Raw genomic sequence first — 14,907 nt, 5'->3', positions numbered from 1 at the left:
TGTTCGCCTTGATCACGCCAAGTGCTTGAAGTTCAAGCGATTGGCTCGGTAGTTCACCGAATGATCATATTTGTGGTGGCCCTGTCGGTCCTCCCGCAATGCTAGGCTGCAAACCCCGCCAGGCCCGGAAGGGAGCAACGGTAGTGGCTGACGCGTGTGCCGGGATGTGGCTGATGGGGCCGCCTCCATTTCAGGGCCCTGAAAGTGGCTGCTCGTGAAATGTCCGCATCATCCCGCCTGCTGCGCAAGGCTCTATCTCAAGTCCTCGCAAGCCCCCCCCCCTGCAAGCCCTTCGCTTTACGTTGCCTGAAGCCTTTCGCCACACCCTCGCTGTCTGAATCTGTCATCTCCTGCTTGTCCCGAGCCCCGCTTGGCGTTTCGTCGTGCCCGCAATTCGGGACGAGCACCACGCCTGTCATCCGGCCTCGTGCCCTCAATCCTGTTGCACAAGTGGCATCGTGCTTTGAAGCCACACGGCAAGTCGCTAGAATGAGCGCATTCTCAGCGAGGCCTCGTCATCGGTCTCCGTCTGTCGACCGTCGGGGGTAAAGCCCAGCCGGGTCGTGCAGGTTTCAGCTCATGTTTCAGATCGCCCAAGGAATGCCCCGCTCAATGAGCTATCAGGTATTGGCGCGCAAGTGGCGCCCGCGCAATTTTCACGAACTGATCGGTCAGGAGCATGTCAGCCGTGCGCTGGTCAATGCCCTCGATCAGGGGCGCCTGCACCATGCCTATCTGTTCACCGGGACCCGCGGTGTCGGCAAGACAACGCTGGCGCGCATTCTGGCCAAGTGCCTGAACTGTGAAGAGGGCGTCAGCTCCAGGCCGTGTGGCGTATGTGGCACCTGTCGCGAGATCGATGAGGGCCGCTTCGTCGACCTGATCGAAGTCGACGCCGCCTCGCGGACCAAGGTCGAGGATACGCGTGAGCTGCTGGACAACGTCCAGTACGCGCCGACCCAGGGCCGCTACAAGGTGTACCTCATCGATGAGGTGCACATGCTGTCGACCCACAGTTTCAATGCGCTGCTCAAGACGCTGGAAGAGCCGCCGCCCCACGTGAAGTTCCTGCTCGCGACCACTGATCCGCAGAAGCTGCCGGTCACCATCCTGTCGCGCTGCCTGCAGTTCACGCTCAAGAACATGCCGCCGGTGCGCGTGGTCGAGCACCTGTCCGACATTCTCGCCCGGGAGGAAGTCAGCTTCGAGGAAGACGCGCTGTGGCTGCTCGGCAAGGCCGCCGATGGTTCGATGCGTGACGCCATGAGTCTGACCGATCAGGCGATCGCCTTCGGCCATGGCCAGGTGCGGCGCGAAGATGTCGCCGCCATGCTCGGCACGCTGGATCACCGCCATGTGCTGGCGCTGCTGGAGTGTCTGGCCTCGCTGGACGCCGCCAGTCTGCTGGCGGAGGTGGCGACACTGGCCGAGCAGGGGCCGGACTACGGAGGGGTGCTGGATGACATGGCCTCCGTCTTCCACCGTCTGGCGATCGCCCAGATGGTGCCGAGCGCACTGGACAACGGGCATGGCGACCGTGATGCGTTGCTGGCGCTGGCCAGCCGCTTCACCGGCGAAGACGTGCAGCTCTATTACCAGATCGCCCTGCAGGGGCGTGGCGACATGGCCAACGCCCCGGATGCGCGCACCGCGCTGGAAATGACGCTGCTGCGCATGCTGGCCTTCCGCCCGCAGGGCGTGCCGCGCCCGGCGCAGACGCCGCTGCCGATGACCGGCCAGGCGGATGGCGCTCAAGCTCCGGCGCCTGTCCCGCAAGCGCCTGTTCAACAGGCTTCTCTTCAACAGGCTTCTGTTCAGCAGGCTTCTGTTCAGCAAGCTCCGGCTCAGCAGGCTCCTGTTCAAGAAGCTCCGGTTCAGCAGGCACCTGTCCAGCAGGCTCAGCCTCAGCAAGCACCGGCAGCCCCGATGGCACCCGCGCCTCAGCCTGCCGCACCAGTGGCCGCGCCAGCGACCGAAGCACAGCCGCCGATGGCCGACGAGCCGCCCCCGTGGGCGACGGAGGACGTTCCGCAGGACGCCCGGGATGCCGGCTTTCGCGACGTAGCGCAAGACGCGCCCCAGCCAGCGGCCGCGCCGGTGTCGGCGCCAGCGCCAGAACAGACGGCAGCTCCCGCACAGGCGCCCGCTGCGCCCAGTTCGGCGATGTCACGCCTGAGTGCCGCCTTCGGTTCCGCGCCGGCGCAGCCAGAGGCTACCGAGTCATCGGCCCCGCAGCCCGCTGAAATGGCAGCGCCGCAGCCCGCTGAAGCTGTACCAGCAGCGCCAGCACAACCCGAACCCGCTGCACCGCTGGCGCCTGAGCCGGTCGTGTCTGAGCCTGTCGCAAACGAGCCAGCCGTGGCAGCGCAACCGATGCCTGAGCCGGCACCCGCGGCTGCTCCCACGCCGGCGCCGAGCGCCCCGAGTACCGATGGTCGCTTGAATCACGCGGCGTGGCTGGAGCTGTTCCCCTCACTGGGGCTGGGCGGCATCACGCGCAATATCGGCGCGCATTGCCTGGTCGAGCACGATGACGGCACCCACCTCAAGTTGAGGCTGGACCCCGCCCAGTCGGCGATGATGGCCGAAGTCCATCAGGATCGCATTCGCAAGGCGCTGGCGGGCCAGGGCGTGGAGCGTGTGCTAGAGATCAGCGTCGCGCCGCTGCCGGAAGGTCTGGAAACGCCGCACAGTCGTCGCATTCGTCTGCTGGGCGAACGTCATGTGCGCGCGGTTGAAGCCTTGCGTGCTGACCCGCATATCCAGTCCATGGAGCAACAGCTGGGCGCACGTCTGATCGAGGAAAGCGTCAACTCCTTCGAGCCGGACGATTTCTGACGCTCTGGGCAGTTTCGACCGAGTGTCGGCGGTGCCGGGCATCGCTGACGCTTTCCCGGATTCGCGGTGCGTGTGCCGACAAGGCATGCACACCACAGGCCGGAGGTGCCACGACATGGCACGTCCGGCAGACAGCATTTATCGTTAGGTCATGTTCAACACGTTATTGATGAGGTGAGCCATGTTCGGTGGAAAAGGCGGTATGGGTAACATCATGAAGCAGGCGCAGGAAATGCAGGAGCGCATGCAGAAGGTCCAGGAAGAAGCCGCCAAGGCGGAAGTCCAGGGCGAATCCGGCGCGGGCATGGTCAAGGTCACCATGAACGGTCGTCATGACGTCGCGCGCGTCGAGATCGACCCGAGCCTGATGGAAGAAGACAAGGAGCTGCTGGAAGATCTGCTGGCGGCCGCCGTCAATGACGCGGTGCGCAAGGTCGAAGTCAATTCCAAGAAGCAGATGGAAGAGGCGACTGCTGGCATGAACCTTCCGGCCGGCTTCAAGATGCCGTTCTGATGGGATTTTCGCCGCTGGTAGATCAGTTGCTGGATGCCTTGCGCGTGCTGCCGGGCGTTGGCCCGCGAACGGCACAGCGCATGGCGCTGCATCTGCTGGAGCGTGATCGCATGGGCGCCGACCGTCTGGTCGGCGTGCTGGGCGAGGCGCTGGAGCGCGTCGGCTATTGCGCGCGCTGCCGCACGCTGACCGAGGAAGAGGTCTGTCAGCTGTGCCTGAGTCCGCGGCGTGATGAGCGCGTGCTGTGCGTGGTGGAATCGCCCGCCGACCAGCTCGCCATCGAGGGCGCGGGTGGCTATGTGGGGCGCTATTTCGTGCTGCACGGCCATCTGTCGCCGCTGGATGGCATCGGGCCCGAGGATATCGGGCTGGATGCGCTGGAAACCCGCGTCCGCGAGAGCCAGATCGAAGAGCTGGTGCTGGCCACCAACCCGACGGTCGAGGGCGAGGCCACCGCACATTACATCGCCGAGCAGCTTCGCGATGTGCAGCACGCTGGGCAGCCGCTCAAGCTGACGCGTCTGGCCTATGGCGTGCCGATGGGCGGCGAGCTTGAATATGTCGATGGTGGCACGCTCAGTCGTGCCTTCAGCGGCCGTCTGCCGTTCACCCTCGGCGAGATCTGATGCGATACCGGTGCCGACGCTGTTCGGCACCGGCATCAAGGCAGCTTCGGCATCAAGGCAGCTTCGGTATCAAAGCAGCTTCGGTATCAAAGCAACTACAGCAGCACGTCTGCGGGCGTGGTGGTCAGGAACCACCACGCCCGCGGTCGTTTACCGCCCGGTGTCTGGCGAGTGCCCGTCACCTTCAATTTCCGCTTGCCCGGGCAAGCCTGTCACCACGAGATTTCCTTGCTGATGAGTGATCAACCCGCCACCGCACTGCTGTCAGAACTCGATTTCGAGGCCGTCTGGGTCGAGACCCCCGAGGCGCTGGCCGCTGCCTGTGCAGAACTGGAAGGCGCCGATTGGCTGGCGTTGGACACCGAATTCATCCGCGAGTCGACCTTCTTCCCGATTCCGGCACTGGTGCAGCTGATGGCCGCCCGTGACGGCGAGCTGCCCGGTGCGGACGGCAAGACGCCGCGCATCTTCCTGATCGACCCCACCGTGGTGCCGGCCAGCGAGGCGCTCAAGCGTCTGCTGGGGGCAGAGGGTCCGCTCAAGCTGCTGCACGCCTGTGGCGAGGACATGGAAGTCTTCCTGCGTTGGGCGGGTGTGGCGCCCACGCCGCTGATCGATACCCAGATCGCCGAAGGCCTGACCGGCGGCGAAGCCTCGATGGGCTATCAGCGTCTGGTCGAGCGCGTGGTGGGCGTCACCGTGCCCAAGGAAGAGACGCGTTCCAACTGGCTCAAGCGTCCCTTGAGTCAGGCGCAGTGCGATTACGCCGCGCTGGACGTGCTGTTTCTGCCGCAGGTGTGGTCCGAGCAGCGCGATGCATTGCTCGAGCTGGACCGCATGGCGTGGCTTGAAGAGGATTGCCGGGACCCGGGCAGCAGCGGCGGTGCCACGCCGGACCCGGAGTACTGGAAGCGTCATCGCAGCCTGTGGAAGCTCTCGCCGCGTGGCCTGGCCGCCTGGCAGGTGCTGTGTGACTGGCGCGAGGAGCAGATTCGTCTGCGCGACGTGCCGCGTTCACGCCTGCTGGCCGATGCGCAGCTGTTCGGGATCTGCGAGCGACTGCCGACCAATCGCTTCGAGCTGGCCAAGGTCGATGGCATGCATCCGCCGCAGATCAAGCGCCACGGGGACACCGTGCTGACGCTGCTCAAGGACGTGGCGATGATCGATGACAGTCAGCTGCCGCGCGTGCCGCCGTCGCCGTTGGCGCCGGAGTGGAAGAACTGCATGAAGCGCCTCAAGCGTGAGGTCAATGCGGTGGCCGAGGCACAGCAGCTCAAGCCGGAGATTCTCGGCAAGCGCCGTGACATGGAAGCGCTGGTGATCGCCGATTACGAGGGCGAGCCGCTGCCCTTGCCGCAGGGCTGGCGTGGCGAGCTGCTGGCCGCGCGCCTGGCCAAGGCGCTCGAGAGCTGACGCTCGCCGCTTTCGTGGGCCAGACTGCAAGGGGCATGCGCGAGGCTCGCGCAGCCTGGCCTGCCAGCAACACAGGTCAGAAACAGGCCAGAAACCGGTAGTGAGCTCTCGGGTCATGCCCGTGACGCGAGAGCCCGCTGATGCGCGCAAGCGCTGCAAGATGATGGGTAGCCCGATGACAGACGACAAGATGATCTGCGAGATCTACAAGAGCGCCAGGAAGGACGAGATGTATCTCTACGTCGAGAAGGCGCGTGGACTCAAGGATGTGCCGGAATCCCTGCTGGGCATCTTCGGCACGCCGACCCCTTTGATGACACTGTTGATTCGTGCCGACAAGCCGCTGGCGCGCGTTGCCAGCACCACGGTGCTCGAGAAGATTCGCGAGCAGGGCTTCTATCTGCAGATGCCGCCGGCCAAGGAAAATCTCCTCAAGGAGATTGGCGTGACGCCGCCGGAAACGCATTACTGACGCCCTGTCCGGCAGACAAGGCCGTACTGATGAAACGACCCTGCTGCCCGGCAGGGCGAGGAGAGCAAGATGAGCGATGTTCCGCAGCCTGACGGCGGAAAGCGTGAGCGTTTCTGGGAGCGCCACGCACTCTCGGAGCTGAATACCGCCGAGTGGGAGGCGCTGTGCGATGGCTGTGGCCAATGCTGCCTGCTCAAGTTCGAGGATGAAGACAGTGGCGATATCGCGGTACTCGATGTCGCCTGTCGTCTGCTGGATGTGCGCAAGGTCAGCTGCCGCGATTATCCCAATCGCGCCACGCGCGTGCCGGGCTGCATCCCGCTGGATGTCGAGACGGTGGGCAAGCTGCGCTGGCTGCCGGAAACCTGCGGCTATCGTCGCCTGAATGAAGGTCGTGAGCTGCCCGAATGGCACCCGCTGTTGACCGGCGATGCCAAGAGCGTCAAGCGCGCCGGGGTCTCGGTGTCACGCTTCGCCGTCTCCGAGGTATCGGTGCGCCAGCAGGACCTGGAAGACCACATCATCGCGATCATCGATCCCGAGAGCTGAGACGCGCCGCGGGCGCGTGTCAGATTTCAGGTGGATGCCTTTAGAAAGCGCAGCTCGATGAGCTGCGCTTTCTTGTTTCTGACATTCTGTATCTGGCATTCCGTGCCTGACATTTCGAGTCAGGCATTTCGAGTCAGGCATTCGCTGGCCTTGTATTTGACGCCTCTGACCCTCAGTCACGGCTTGATCTGCTAGATAAGATAATTTGCATAAGCTGATTTGCATGAGCTGATTTGCATGGCCGAGGCGCGTGCACGCACTCGGCCGCGCAATGTCTGGTTGTAAATAAATGAACGTTCATTTATTTTGTGGGGATTCGCTCAAGACCAGAACAGACCAGAGGCAGACGGGCCATGCGCCATCGTGATGAACACAAGCAGCAGGCGTTGCTGGAAGCCACGCTGCATGAGGTGGCCGAGCATGGTTTTGCCGTGACCTCCGTGGCGCGCATCGCGCGTGCCGCCGGCATGTCGCCCGGCACGCTCTATCTCTACTACCGCGACAAGGATGACCTGCTGGAGGCGACGTTTCGTGAGGTCAGCCGGCGCATCATCGCGGTCGCCATCGAGGCCTTCCAGGCCGAGCCGGCAGAGGCATTCGAGGCCGAGCCGTCACCGCTGTCGCCGGCCGCCCAGCAGCTGAAGTCGGCACTGTGTCGGGTGTGGAATGCCCTGGTGGCGCTGGGGCGCCGTCAGCCTGCGTTGTTCCTCTTTCACGATCAGTTTCTGCACTCTTCCCATATGCAGGACGCCCTGAGGGTGGCCAATCAGGAGCGCGCCGCGCCCTTGCTGGACGCCTTCGCGCTGGGCCAGCAGTCCGGCATCCTCAAGCAGATCGATCTCGCCCTCATCGAGGTGTTCATGTTCCGGTCGATCTACAGCCTGCTGCAGGGCTCCAGTTGCCAGTTGCCGGCCATCAGTGATGCCAGCTTCGACCAGGCCTTCGAGATGGCCTGGGACGCGATCGCGCTTCGCCAGTGAGGGCAGCCAGCCCCGAAGCGCGCACGCCGGACAGATGACAGATTTTCGCTTGTGCCATTTTATTCCAACGACTCAAGGGCCCGCTGATGAAACTTCGACCTGGTGCCAAGCCACACCTGCGTACTCCTTTCGCCTGGCGGGGAGGCCGCGTCCTTCAGCTGTTCGCCGGACTCGTGCTGGCCCTCGGGCTTGCGGCCTGCAGCGAGGAAGAGGCGCCGCTGGAGAAGCAGAAGGTGCATCCGGTCAAGTTGCTGTCGCTGTCGGATGAAGGCGGCGGTGTCATCCAGCGCTACCCCGGTGTGGTCGAGGCCTCGGAGCGCTCCAACCTGTCGTTCCGTATCGGCGGTGAGCTGCGTGAACTCAAGGTCCAGGCCGGTCAGGAGGTCGAGAAGGGCGAGCTGATCGCGCGCCTGGATGATCGCGATGCCAGAAGCGAGCTCAACAATGCCCGCTCCAGTTTCAATCTGGCGCAGGCGACCTACAAGCGCATGAAGTACTCGGTGGAGAAGGGCGCCATCAGTCGGGCGCGCTTCGATGAGGCGCAGGCCGAATTCCAGTCAGCGCAGGCCCAGTATTCCCAGGCGCAGGACCAACTTAGCTACACCTATCTCAAGGCACCCTATGACGGGGTGATCGCGCGTGTGCCGGTGGACAACTATCAGGTGGTCGCCGCTCAGGAAACCATCGCCGTGCTGCAGCAGCCGGGTCAGATCGACGTGATCTTCAACATGCCGGAGCGTCAGGTGCGCGCCATCGATCGTGAGCGTGCCGAGGCCGGGCGCCTTGAGGATGCCGCCCTGGCCTGGGTGCGCTTCGGCAGTGGCGAGTCGCGCTATCCGGCCCGTTACAAGGAGCACGACACCAGCGCCAGCGAGGGCTCGCTGAGCTATGAAGTCACCCTGACGCTGCCGGAGCCGCAGGACATCACCGTGCTGTCAGGCATGAGCGCCACCGTGGAGCTGGACATGCAGCAGCTGACGGCGGCGACCCAGGGCCAGTGGCGCGTGCCGATCGAGGCGGTGGTCACTCAGGAGGAAAGCCCGGATCAGGCCGTGGTGTGGCGCTATGTGCCCAAGGGCGGTGACGCTCAGGTGAGCGAAACGATCAACGAGGACGCCGGCAAGAGCGAGGGCAAGCAGCAGGAAGCTGGCGCCCAGGGCACCGTCGAGGCCGTGCCGGTCACGGTACTGCAGGCCACCGGCGAAGGGCTGGTGATCACGGGAGAACTGAGTGCCGGTGACCGTCTGGTCACGGCGGGCGCCAGTCGCATGGAAGCCGGGGAGCCTGTGCGTCCCTGGGTCAAGGAAGCGGGGCTCTGATCCATGGTCGATTATTTCCTGAGACACAAGGTCATCAGCTGGATGGTCGTGTTGCTGCTGTCGGTGGGTGGCGTGACCTCCTTCTTCGGCCTCGGCCAGCTGGAATTTCCCGAGTTCACCATCCGCAACGCGGTGGTGATTACCCAGTATCCGGGCGCGACGCCCAAGCAGGTGGAAGAGGAAGTCACGCTGCCGCTGGAGAAGGCGATCCAGCAGATTCCCAATCTCAAGCGCGTCAGCTCGGTCAACAGCTCCGGGCTTTCCCAGATCACGCTGGAGCTCGAGAGCAGCGTGCGCGAAGGCGAGATGCAGCAGTACTGGGACCTGCTGCGCCGCAAGATCAATGACGCCCAGTCGAGCCTGCCACCCGGCAGTGGCTCCTCGATCGTCAATGATGACTTCGGCGATGTGTTCGGGCTGCTCTACAACCTGAGCGGCAAGGGCTATTCGGCGCATGATCTCGAGGACCAGGCCGACTTCCTGCAGCGTGAGCTGACGCTGGTGGAGGGGGTAAAGAAGGTCTCCATCGTCGGCGCGCGCAGCGAGCAGGTCATCGTCGCGCTGGATCGTGATCGCATGCAGGCGCTGAACATCTCGCCGGATCAGCTCGCCAACCTGCTCAATGCCCAGAACGTGGTCGGCGACGCCGGGCGTATCCGTCAGAACGGCCTGTCGCTGGAACTGCAGCCAAGCGGCGAGTTCCAGAGCGTGCAGGACCTGGAGCGTCTGGTGGTCGGGCGTCCCGGCAATGGTGGCCTGATTCGTCTCGGCGATATCGCCTCGGTCAGCCGCGAGTACACCGAATCGCCGTCGCGTCTCTATCACACCGATGGTGAGACGGCGCTGTCGCTGGGCATCTCGTTCGCCTCTGGCGTCAATGTGGTCGAGGTCGGTGCGCTGGTCGACAAGCGTCTTGGCGAGCTTGAGTCGCGCATGCCGCTGGGCATGGAGCTGACCACGGTCTATCACCAGCCGCAGGTGGTGGATGAGGCGGTGTCCGGCTTCTTGATCAATCTGGCCGAGGCCGTCGGCATCGTGATTCTGGTGCTGCTGGTGTTCATGGGCGTCAAGAGCGGCGTGCTGATGGGGCTGGTGCTGTTGATCACCATTCTCGGTACCTTCGTGATGATGTCGATTCATGGCATCGAGCTGCAGAAGATCTCGCTGGGGGCCTTGATCATCGCGCTGGGCATGCTGGTGGATAACGCCATCGTGGTCACCGAGGGCATGTTGATCGGCCTCAAGCGCGGCAAGACCAAGCGCCAGGCCGCCTTCGAGGTCGTCAACCAGAACCGCATGCCGCTGCTGGGGGCCACGGTGATCGCGATCACCGCCTTCGCGCCCATCGGTCTGTCGCCGGATGCCACCGGCGAGTTCGTCGGGTCATTGTTCTGGGTACTGTGCTACTCGTTGCTGTTGAGCTGGATCACCGCCCTGACGCTGACACCGTTCTTCTTCGACATGTTCTTCCGCGAAGCGCGGGAGACGGCAGGCAGCGACACGGACGAGAATCAGGAGGAAGACCCCTATCGTGGCGTCATCTTCCGTGGCTTCCGCAGCCTGCTGAGCTGGGCGATTCGCCTGCGCTGGCTGACCCTGGGGGGCGCGGTGGCGTTGCTGGTGGCGGCCGTGATGAGCTTCGGGCAGGTCAAGAATGCCTTCTTCCCGGATGCCTCGACACCGCTGTTCTTCGTTGATGTCTGGATGCCGGAAGGCACCGATGTGCTGGCGACGGAAGCGCGCATCGCCGACCTTGAGCAGCAGGTGCTCAAGATGGACAAGGTCAATCATGTCACCAGCGTCACCGGCGGGGGCGCCCAGCGCTTCACGCTGACCTACTCGCCGGAAGACAGCTATGCAAGCTTCGGGCAGCTGATCGTCGAGACTCAGGACCGGGCCAGTCGCGAAGCGCGCATGGAGGAGGTGATACGCCTGGTGCGCGCCGAGTATCCTGAAGTTGAGTACAAGGTGCAGGCGTTGCAGGTCGGCCCCTCGGCCAAGGCGAGTCTCGAGGCGCGCCTCTACGGCGAAGACCCCGCAGTGCTGCGTCAGCTGGCGGGCAAGGTGCGTAGCGTCTTCGAGGAGGAGCCGCTGGCCGACAGCATCCGTCTGTCATGGCGCAATCGCGTCAATCGCATCGAGCCCGAATTCCTGGAGGATCAGGCGCGGCGTGTCGGCGTGACGCGTGACTCGTTGCATCAGGCGCTGCTGATCAACAGCGACGGCGAGAGCGTCGGTGTCTATCGCGAAGGCTCCGAGCTGATCCCGATCCTGCTGCGTGGTGAAGAGCGTCAACGCTTCGACCTCGACACCTTGGCGAGCCTCAACGTCTGGAGCGATGAGCAGGAAACCTACGTGCCGGCGGGCTCGGTGATGGGGCCGCTCGAGACCGAGCTGCGCGACCCGCTGATCAAGCGTCGCGATCGTCAGCGCATGCTGGCGGTGTACGCCGAGCCCATGCCGCTGTCCGGCGAAACGGCCGCCAGCGTGCTGGGGCGTATCCGTCCCAAGATCGAGGCCATCGAGCTGCCCGAGGGCTACCACCTGGAGTGGGGTGGCGAGTACGAAACCTCATCCGAAGCTCAGGAGGCGCTGTTCTCCTCGCTGCCGATGGGGCTGCTGGGCATGTTCGTGATCACGGTGCTGCTGTTCTCCAATCTGCGTCAGGCGCTGGCCATCTGGTCCATCGTGCCGCTGACGCTGATCGGTATCGTCAGTGGTCTGATCGTGTTCGGCGCGCCGTTCACCTTCATGGCGCTGCTCGGCACCTTGAGTCTGATCGGTATGGTGCTCAAGAACGCCATCGTGCTGGTGGAGGAGATCAACGTGCAGCTCGATGAGCAGGAGGATCGCTTCCAGGCGGTGGTGCAGGCAGCTGTCAGTCGTGTGCGGCCGGTGTCGATGGCGGCCATCACCACCATGCTGGGCATGATTCCGCTGTTCCCGGATGCCTTCTTCTCGAGCATGGCGGTGGTGATCGTGTTCGGGCTGGGCGTGGCGACCCTGCTGACGCTGGTGGTGCTGCCGGTGGCGTACTGCGCCTTCTTCCGCATCCCGACCGGCAACAAGTCCATGAAGACATCCTGATGTGATGATCCTGATGTGATGAGAATGCGGTAATCTTGGTCTGCGCAGTCGCGGCCACCCACACCATGACGCCCGATGACAGTGCCATTGTCATCGGGCGTCATGGTGTGGTTCGTGGTCGCTATCCTGCGCGAGGGGCATCGCCGCAAGCCCCTTTCCGTTACACTATGCGCCGCCGGTTGCGAGTTGCCCGGTCGCAAGTGTTGCGTCAGTCGAATCCTATCGAGTCGTGAGGTGTGCCTTGGTCGAACCCCTGAGTGCCTGGTGGGGGCAACAGCTGGTGTTGTGCGGTTGGGGTTTCAGTGCAGCGCCGGAAACGGTGTGGACACCGGCCCAGGCGTGCGCGCGTCTGAAGGCCCAGGAAGTCCCGGATGCGGGCGAGTTGGGATGGCGTCTGCTGGAGGCCTTCCCCAATGACACTCCGGACCCGCTGCACCAGCTGGAGGCGCTGGAGTTGCTGGCGCTGGCACGTACCGCCGGCTGGCTGTCAGAGGCGCGCACGCGTGCCTGGCTGATACGTCTGCTCACGGCGATCGGCGGGCGTTTCGCCTCGCTGGATGACTGGCTCAAGGCCCTGGCTCATTCGCGCAGCGATGCGGGCTGGACGCGAGGCGATGATGGCTTCTTCGAGGCCAGCCTCGCGTTGTCTCAGTTGGAGCACGAAGACGCCGGCGTCACCTGGCCGCGTCTGCAGGAAGCGCTGGAGGCACAGCCTCCGGTGGCGGTTACTGAGCTCTGGCCTCAGGGCGAGCGCGACCGGGTCTGGATGGCGCGCGCCATCTTCTCGCCGTGGCTCGGCGGTCAGACATTGACCACCGATGACAGCGGCCCGCACGAGGACGGTGCCAGCGGTTTTGACGCCGCGGCGCACTGGCCGGACGTCACGCGCTGGCTGGCCGAGACCTGGGCGATCACCGGGCGTGATGAGCTGATTCGACTGCTGCTGTGGCTGGCCTCGCAGGGGCATCGCTATGGCTGGGACATCGACAGCGCACGCCTGATGACGGCCAGCGACAGCGAGCGTGCCAAGTGGCTGGATGAGCTGGAAGCGGATGCGGCTCAGGAAGAGGCCGAACGCAAGACGGAAGGGCGCAAGGGCGCCCCCGCGCATGCCTCCTCCAGCATCGACGTCGCCGATGGCGGGCTGGAAAAGCCCCCGTCACCGACGGCCTATGGCGAGCTGCTGCTGCAGTATCTCGATCGTGGCGAGCCGTTGGAATTCGCCGCCTGGGACTGGCTGCGTCTGGTCGATCTCGCCTTCGCCGGGCTATGTGCCGGCTGGCTGAGTCGTGAGGAGGGCGAGGACTTCGCCGCCCACGGCATCGACCTGCTGGTGCGTCGCTATGCCGACTGGCAGGGCGTGGCCCGCGCCTATCAGCGCGGTCGCAGTCTGTTCGAGGGTGTCGATCTGACCCGCGACACCGAGAGTGACTGGCGTCCGCTGATGGCGTCGCCGCTGACGCCGCTGCGTTGCGAGCTGCATGCGCTGCTGCCTGCCGCCCAGCGTGAGCGCTGCCGCACGGCGATTCGTGCGTGGCGCAATGACAGCCGCCACTGGGTGCTGGCCATCGCCAGTATCCGCGAGCCGGACCTGCTCTATCGCCAGGGCCTTGTCGCCGAGGTCGATACGGCGCGCCGCGAAGAGGCACGCCAATATCTCAACGAGACGCTGGCGCTGGACACCCGCGATGGCGTGCAGGGCATGGCGCGCTTCTGGCTGCCGGCGCAGGCGCATCATCTCAACCAGCTGGCCGCCGATGCCGCGCGTGGTGCCTTGCCCGACGCCCAGACGCCCTTCGGGCGTGCCGATGCCGTCGAGCTGGAACGCCGACAGCGTCTGGCCGTCTGTCATCGCTATCCCGCCAGCGTGGTGATGGCCGAGAAGTACGCCTTCTACCTGCTGATGGTCCAGGACAGCGGTGATTTCCCGGCCGATGAGCTGGCCCAGTGTGCCGAGCGTCTGCGCAGTGCCCTGTGCCGCTACTATCCGGACGCCATGCGTCTGCTGGGAGCCTGGGCGGTGTGGGAATCCGCGGTGCCGGAACTCGAGGATCATCCGCTGGTCAACGAGATCCGCTGGCATCTCGATGACCCCGGCAGCCTGTTCCATTGGCTCGACTGGCGCGCCAGCGACTGGCAGGAGCCGGGGCTGCGCCCGAGTCTGGATCGCTTCACGGCGCTGGCGCTGAGCGGTCCGCTCAATACGCCGTGCTGGGGCGAGCCGATGGTCGAGTATGGGCGGGGCGTCGAGGAGCTCAGCGGCTGGCTCGAAGGCCATTACGGCCTCGCCAATGCCGAGGCGCTCAAGGGCTTCCTCGACTTCCTGCGCGATGCCGGTGATCGGGACGAATACCAGATCAATTACGGCCCTTACACCCTCAATCGCGCCCGTCTCGACAATGAGATCGACGTGCTGGAAAGCGCCGAACGCGGCGATGATGAGCAGGTGCATCTGGACCGTCTGCGACGCGTCAGGAACAACGAGGCGCGCTGCAACGAGCTGGACATGGCGGCGTGGGACATCGCCCAGATGGTGGATCTCGCGATTGCCGGGCGCCAGCTGGGCTGGCTGGACGATGCGACCTTCACCGCCTATCTGGACAGCGCCTATGCGATGGCGCGTGACCACTACGGCAGCTGGAAGGAATATGCCCGGGGGCTGTTCGCCGGCTATGCCTTCTTCATGGGCGACACCGACCAGCGTGACAGCTTCCTGCGCGGCTTCCGCGATGCGCTCATCCAGTGGTTGACGGCGGCGCCACCGCTGGCGGGTGCCTGGTCGAGTCTCGATTTCCCGGGCGCGCGCCCGGGGCATTGGCCGGCGTTGCATCTGGATGTGCTGAGCGGAGACGCCCGCACGCTGCACTGAGCAGGATTCAATTCAGGTTGGGTGAGCGGCAGAGGGCACTTTCTCTGATGCTTTGGTCTAACTTGTGCGGCAATGGCATACGGTTTGCGGAAACATGAACTACTATCCTGCGAACGACTCGAGTTTGTCATCTGACTGTCGTCATCGTGTTGCAAGGTGTGCTGCTGCCTGATCCGGCCCACCTTGTCAGATAGTCGCCGTATTATCCCTGATCGATCAACGATCATCGTCATGCAT

General features: G+C 64.5%; 10 protein-coding genes and 1 other RNA gene. All 11 read left to right on the top strand.

Annotation, left to right across the window (positions count from 1 at the left end):
* The first annotated feature begins 82 nt into the window (after window positions 1–82).
* The 11 genes from ffs to R1T44_RS15335 all read left to right on the top strand — a co-directional run bounded on the left by ffs (window position 83) and on the right by R1T44_RS15335 (window position 14,670).
* Window positions 83–179, top strand: an RNA gene (gene ffs, locus R1T44_RS15385) — signal recognition particle sRNA small type.
* A gap of 433 nt (window positions 180–612) precedes the next feature.
* Window positions 613–2,838: a DNA polymerase III subunit gamma/tau gene (gene dnaX, locus R1T44_RS15380; RefSeq protein WP_317292275.1), complete on the top strand. Its 2,226-nt coding sequence runs from the start codon at window positions 613–615 to the stop codon at window positions 2,836–2,838.
* A gap of 181 nt (window positions 2,839–3,019) precedes the next feature.
* Window positions 3,020–3,352 carry a YbaB/EbfC family nucleoid-associated protein gene (locus R1T44_RS15375; RefSeq protein ID WP_043333871.1) on the top strand — a complete coding sequence of 111 codons (333 nt, stop codon included), beginning with the start codon at window positions 3,020–3,022 and terminating at the stop codon, window positions 3,350–3,352.
* Window positions 3,352–3,978: a recombination mediator RecR gene (gene recR / locus R1T44_RS15370; protein ID WP_107336122.1), complete on the top strand. Its 627-nt coding sequence runs from the start codon at window positions 3,352–3,354 to the stop codon at window positions 3,976–3,978. Before R1T44_RS15375 ends, recR begins: the two co-directional genes overlap by 1 nt.
* Before the next feature lie 234 nt (window positions 3,979–4,212).
* Window positions 4,213–5,394: a ribonuclease D gene (gene rnd, locus R1T44_RS15365; RefSeq protein ID WP_131432637.1), complete on the top strand. Its 1,182-nt coding sequence runs from the start codon at window positions 4,213–4,215 to the stop codon at window positions 5,392–5,394.
* Between the two features lie 115 nt (window positions 5,395–5,509).
* Window positions 5,510–5,866 carry a YcgL domain-containing protein gene (locus tag R1T44_RS15360; protein ID WP_317292274.1) on the top strand — a complete coding sequence of 119 codons (357 nt, stop codon included), beginning with the start codon at window positions 5,510–5,512 and terminating at the stop codon, window positions 5,864–5,866.
* Window positions 5,867–5,935: 69 nt separating this feature from the next.
* Window positions 5,936–6,415, top strand: a complete 480-nt coding sequence (locus tag R1T44_RS15355) for a YcgN family cysteine cluster protein (protein WP_054555633.1) — start codon at window positions 5,936–5,938, stop codon at window positions 6,413–6,415.
* Window positions 6,416–6,768: 353 nt separating this feature from the next.
* Window positions 6,769–7,395, top strand: a complete 627-nt coding sequence (locus tag R1T44_RS15350) for a TetR/AcrR family transcriptional regulator (RefSeq protein ID WP_317292273.1) — start codon at window positions 6,769–6,771, stop codon at window positions 7,393–7,395.
* Between the two features lie 86 nt (window positions 7,396–7,481).
* On the top strand, window positions 7,482–8,714 hold the full coding sequence (locus tag R1T44_RS15345) for an efflux RND transporter periplasmic adaptor subunit (protein ID WP_317292272.1): 1,233 nt from the start codon (window positions 7,482–7,484) through the stop codon (window positions 8,712–8,714).
* Window positions 8,715–8,717: 3 nt separating this feature from the next.
* Window positions 8,718–11,801: an efflux RND transporter permease subunit gene (locus tag R1T44_RS15340; protein WP_317292271.1), complete on the top strand. Its 3,084-nt coding sequence runs from the start codon at window positions 8,718–8,720 to the stop codon at window positions 11,799–11,801.
* 241 nt (window positions 11,802–12,042) lie between these two features.
* The gene (locus tag R1T44_RS15335) at window positions 12,043–14,670 is read left to right on the top strand and encodes a DUF1266 domain-containing protein (RefSeq protein WP_317292270.1); all 2,628 of its coding nucleotides are present in this window, start codon (window positions 12,043–12,045) and stop codon (window positions 14,668–14,670) included.
* Window positions 14,671–14,907: the final 237 nt, after the last annotated feature.

It is taken from the genome of Cobetia amphilecti (assembly GCF_032923285.1).
GTDB classification, from domain to species: domain Bacteria; phylum Pseudomonadota; class Gammaproteobacteria; order Pseudomonadales; family Halomonadaceae; genus Cobetia; species Cobetia amphilecti.
This window is presented reverse-complemented; position numbering and strand designations above follow the sequence as displayed.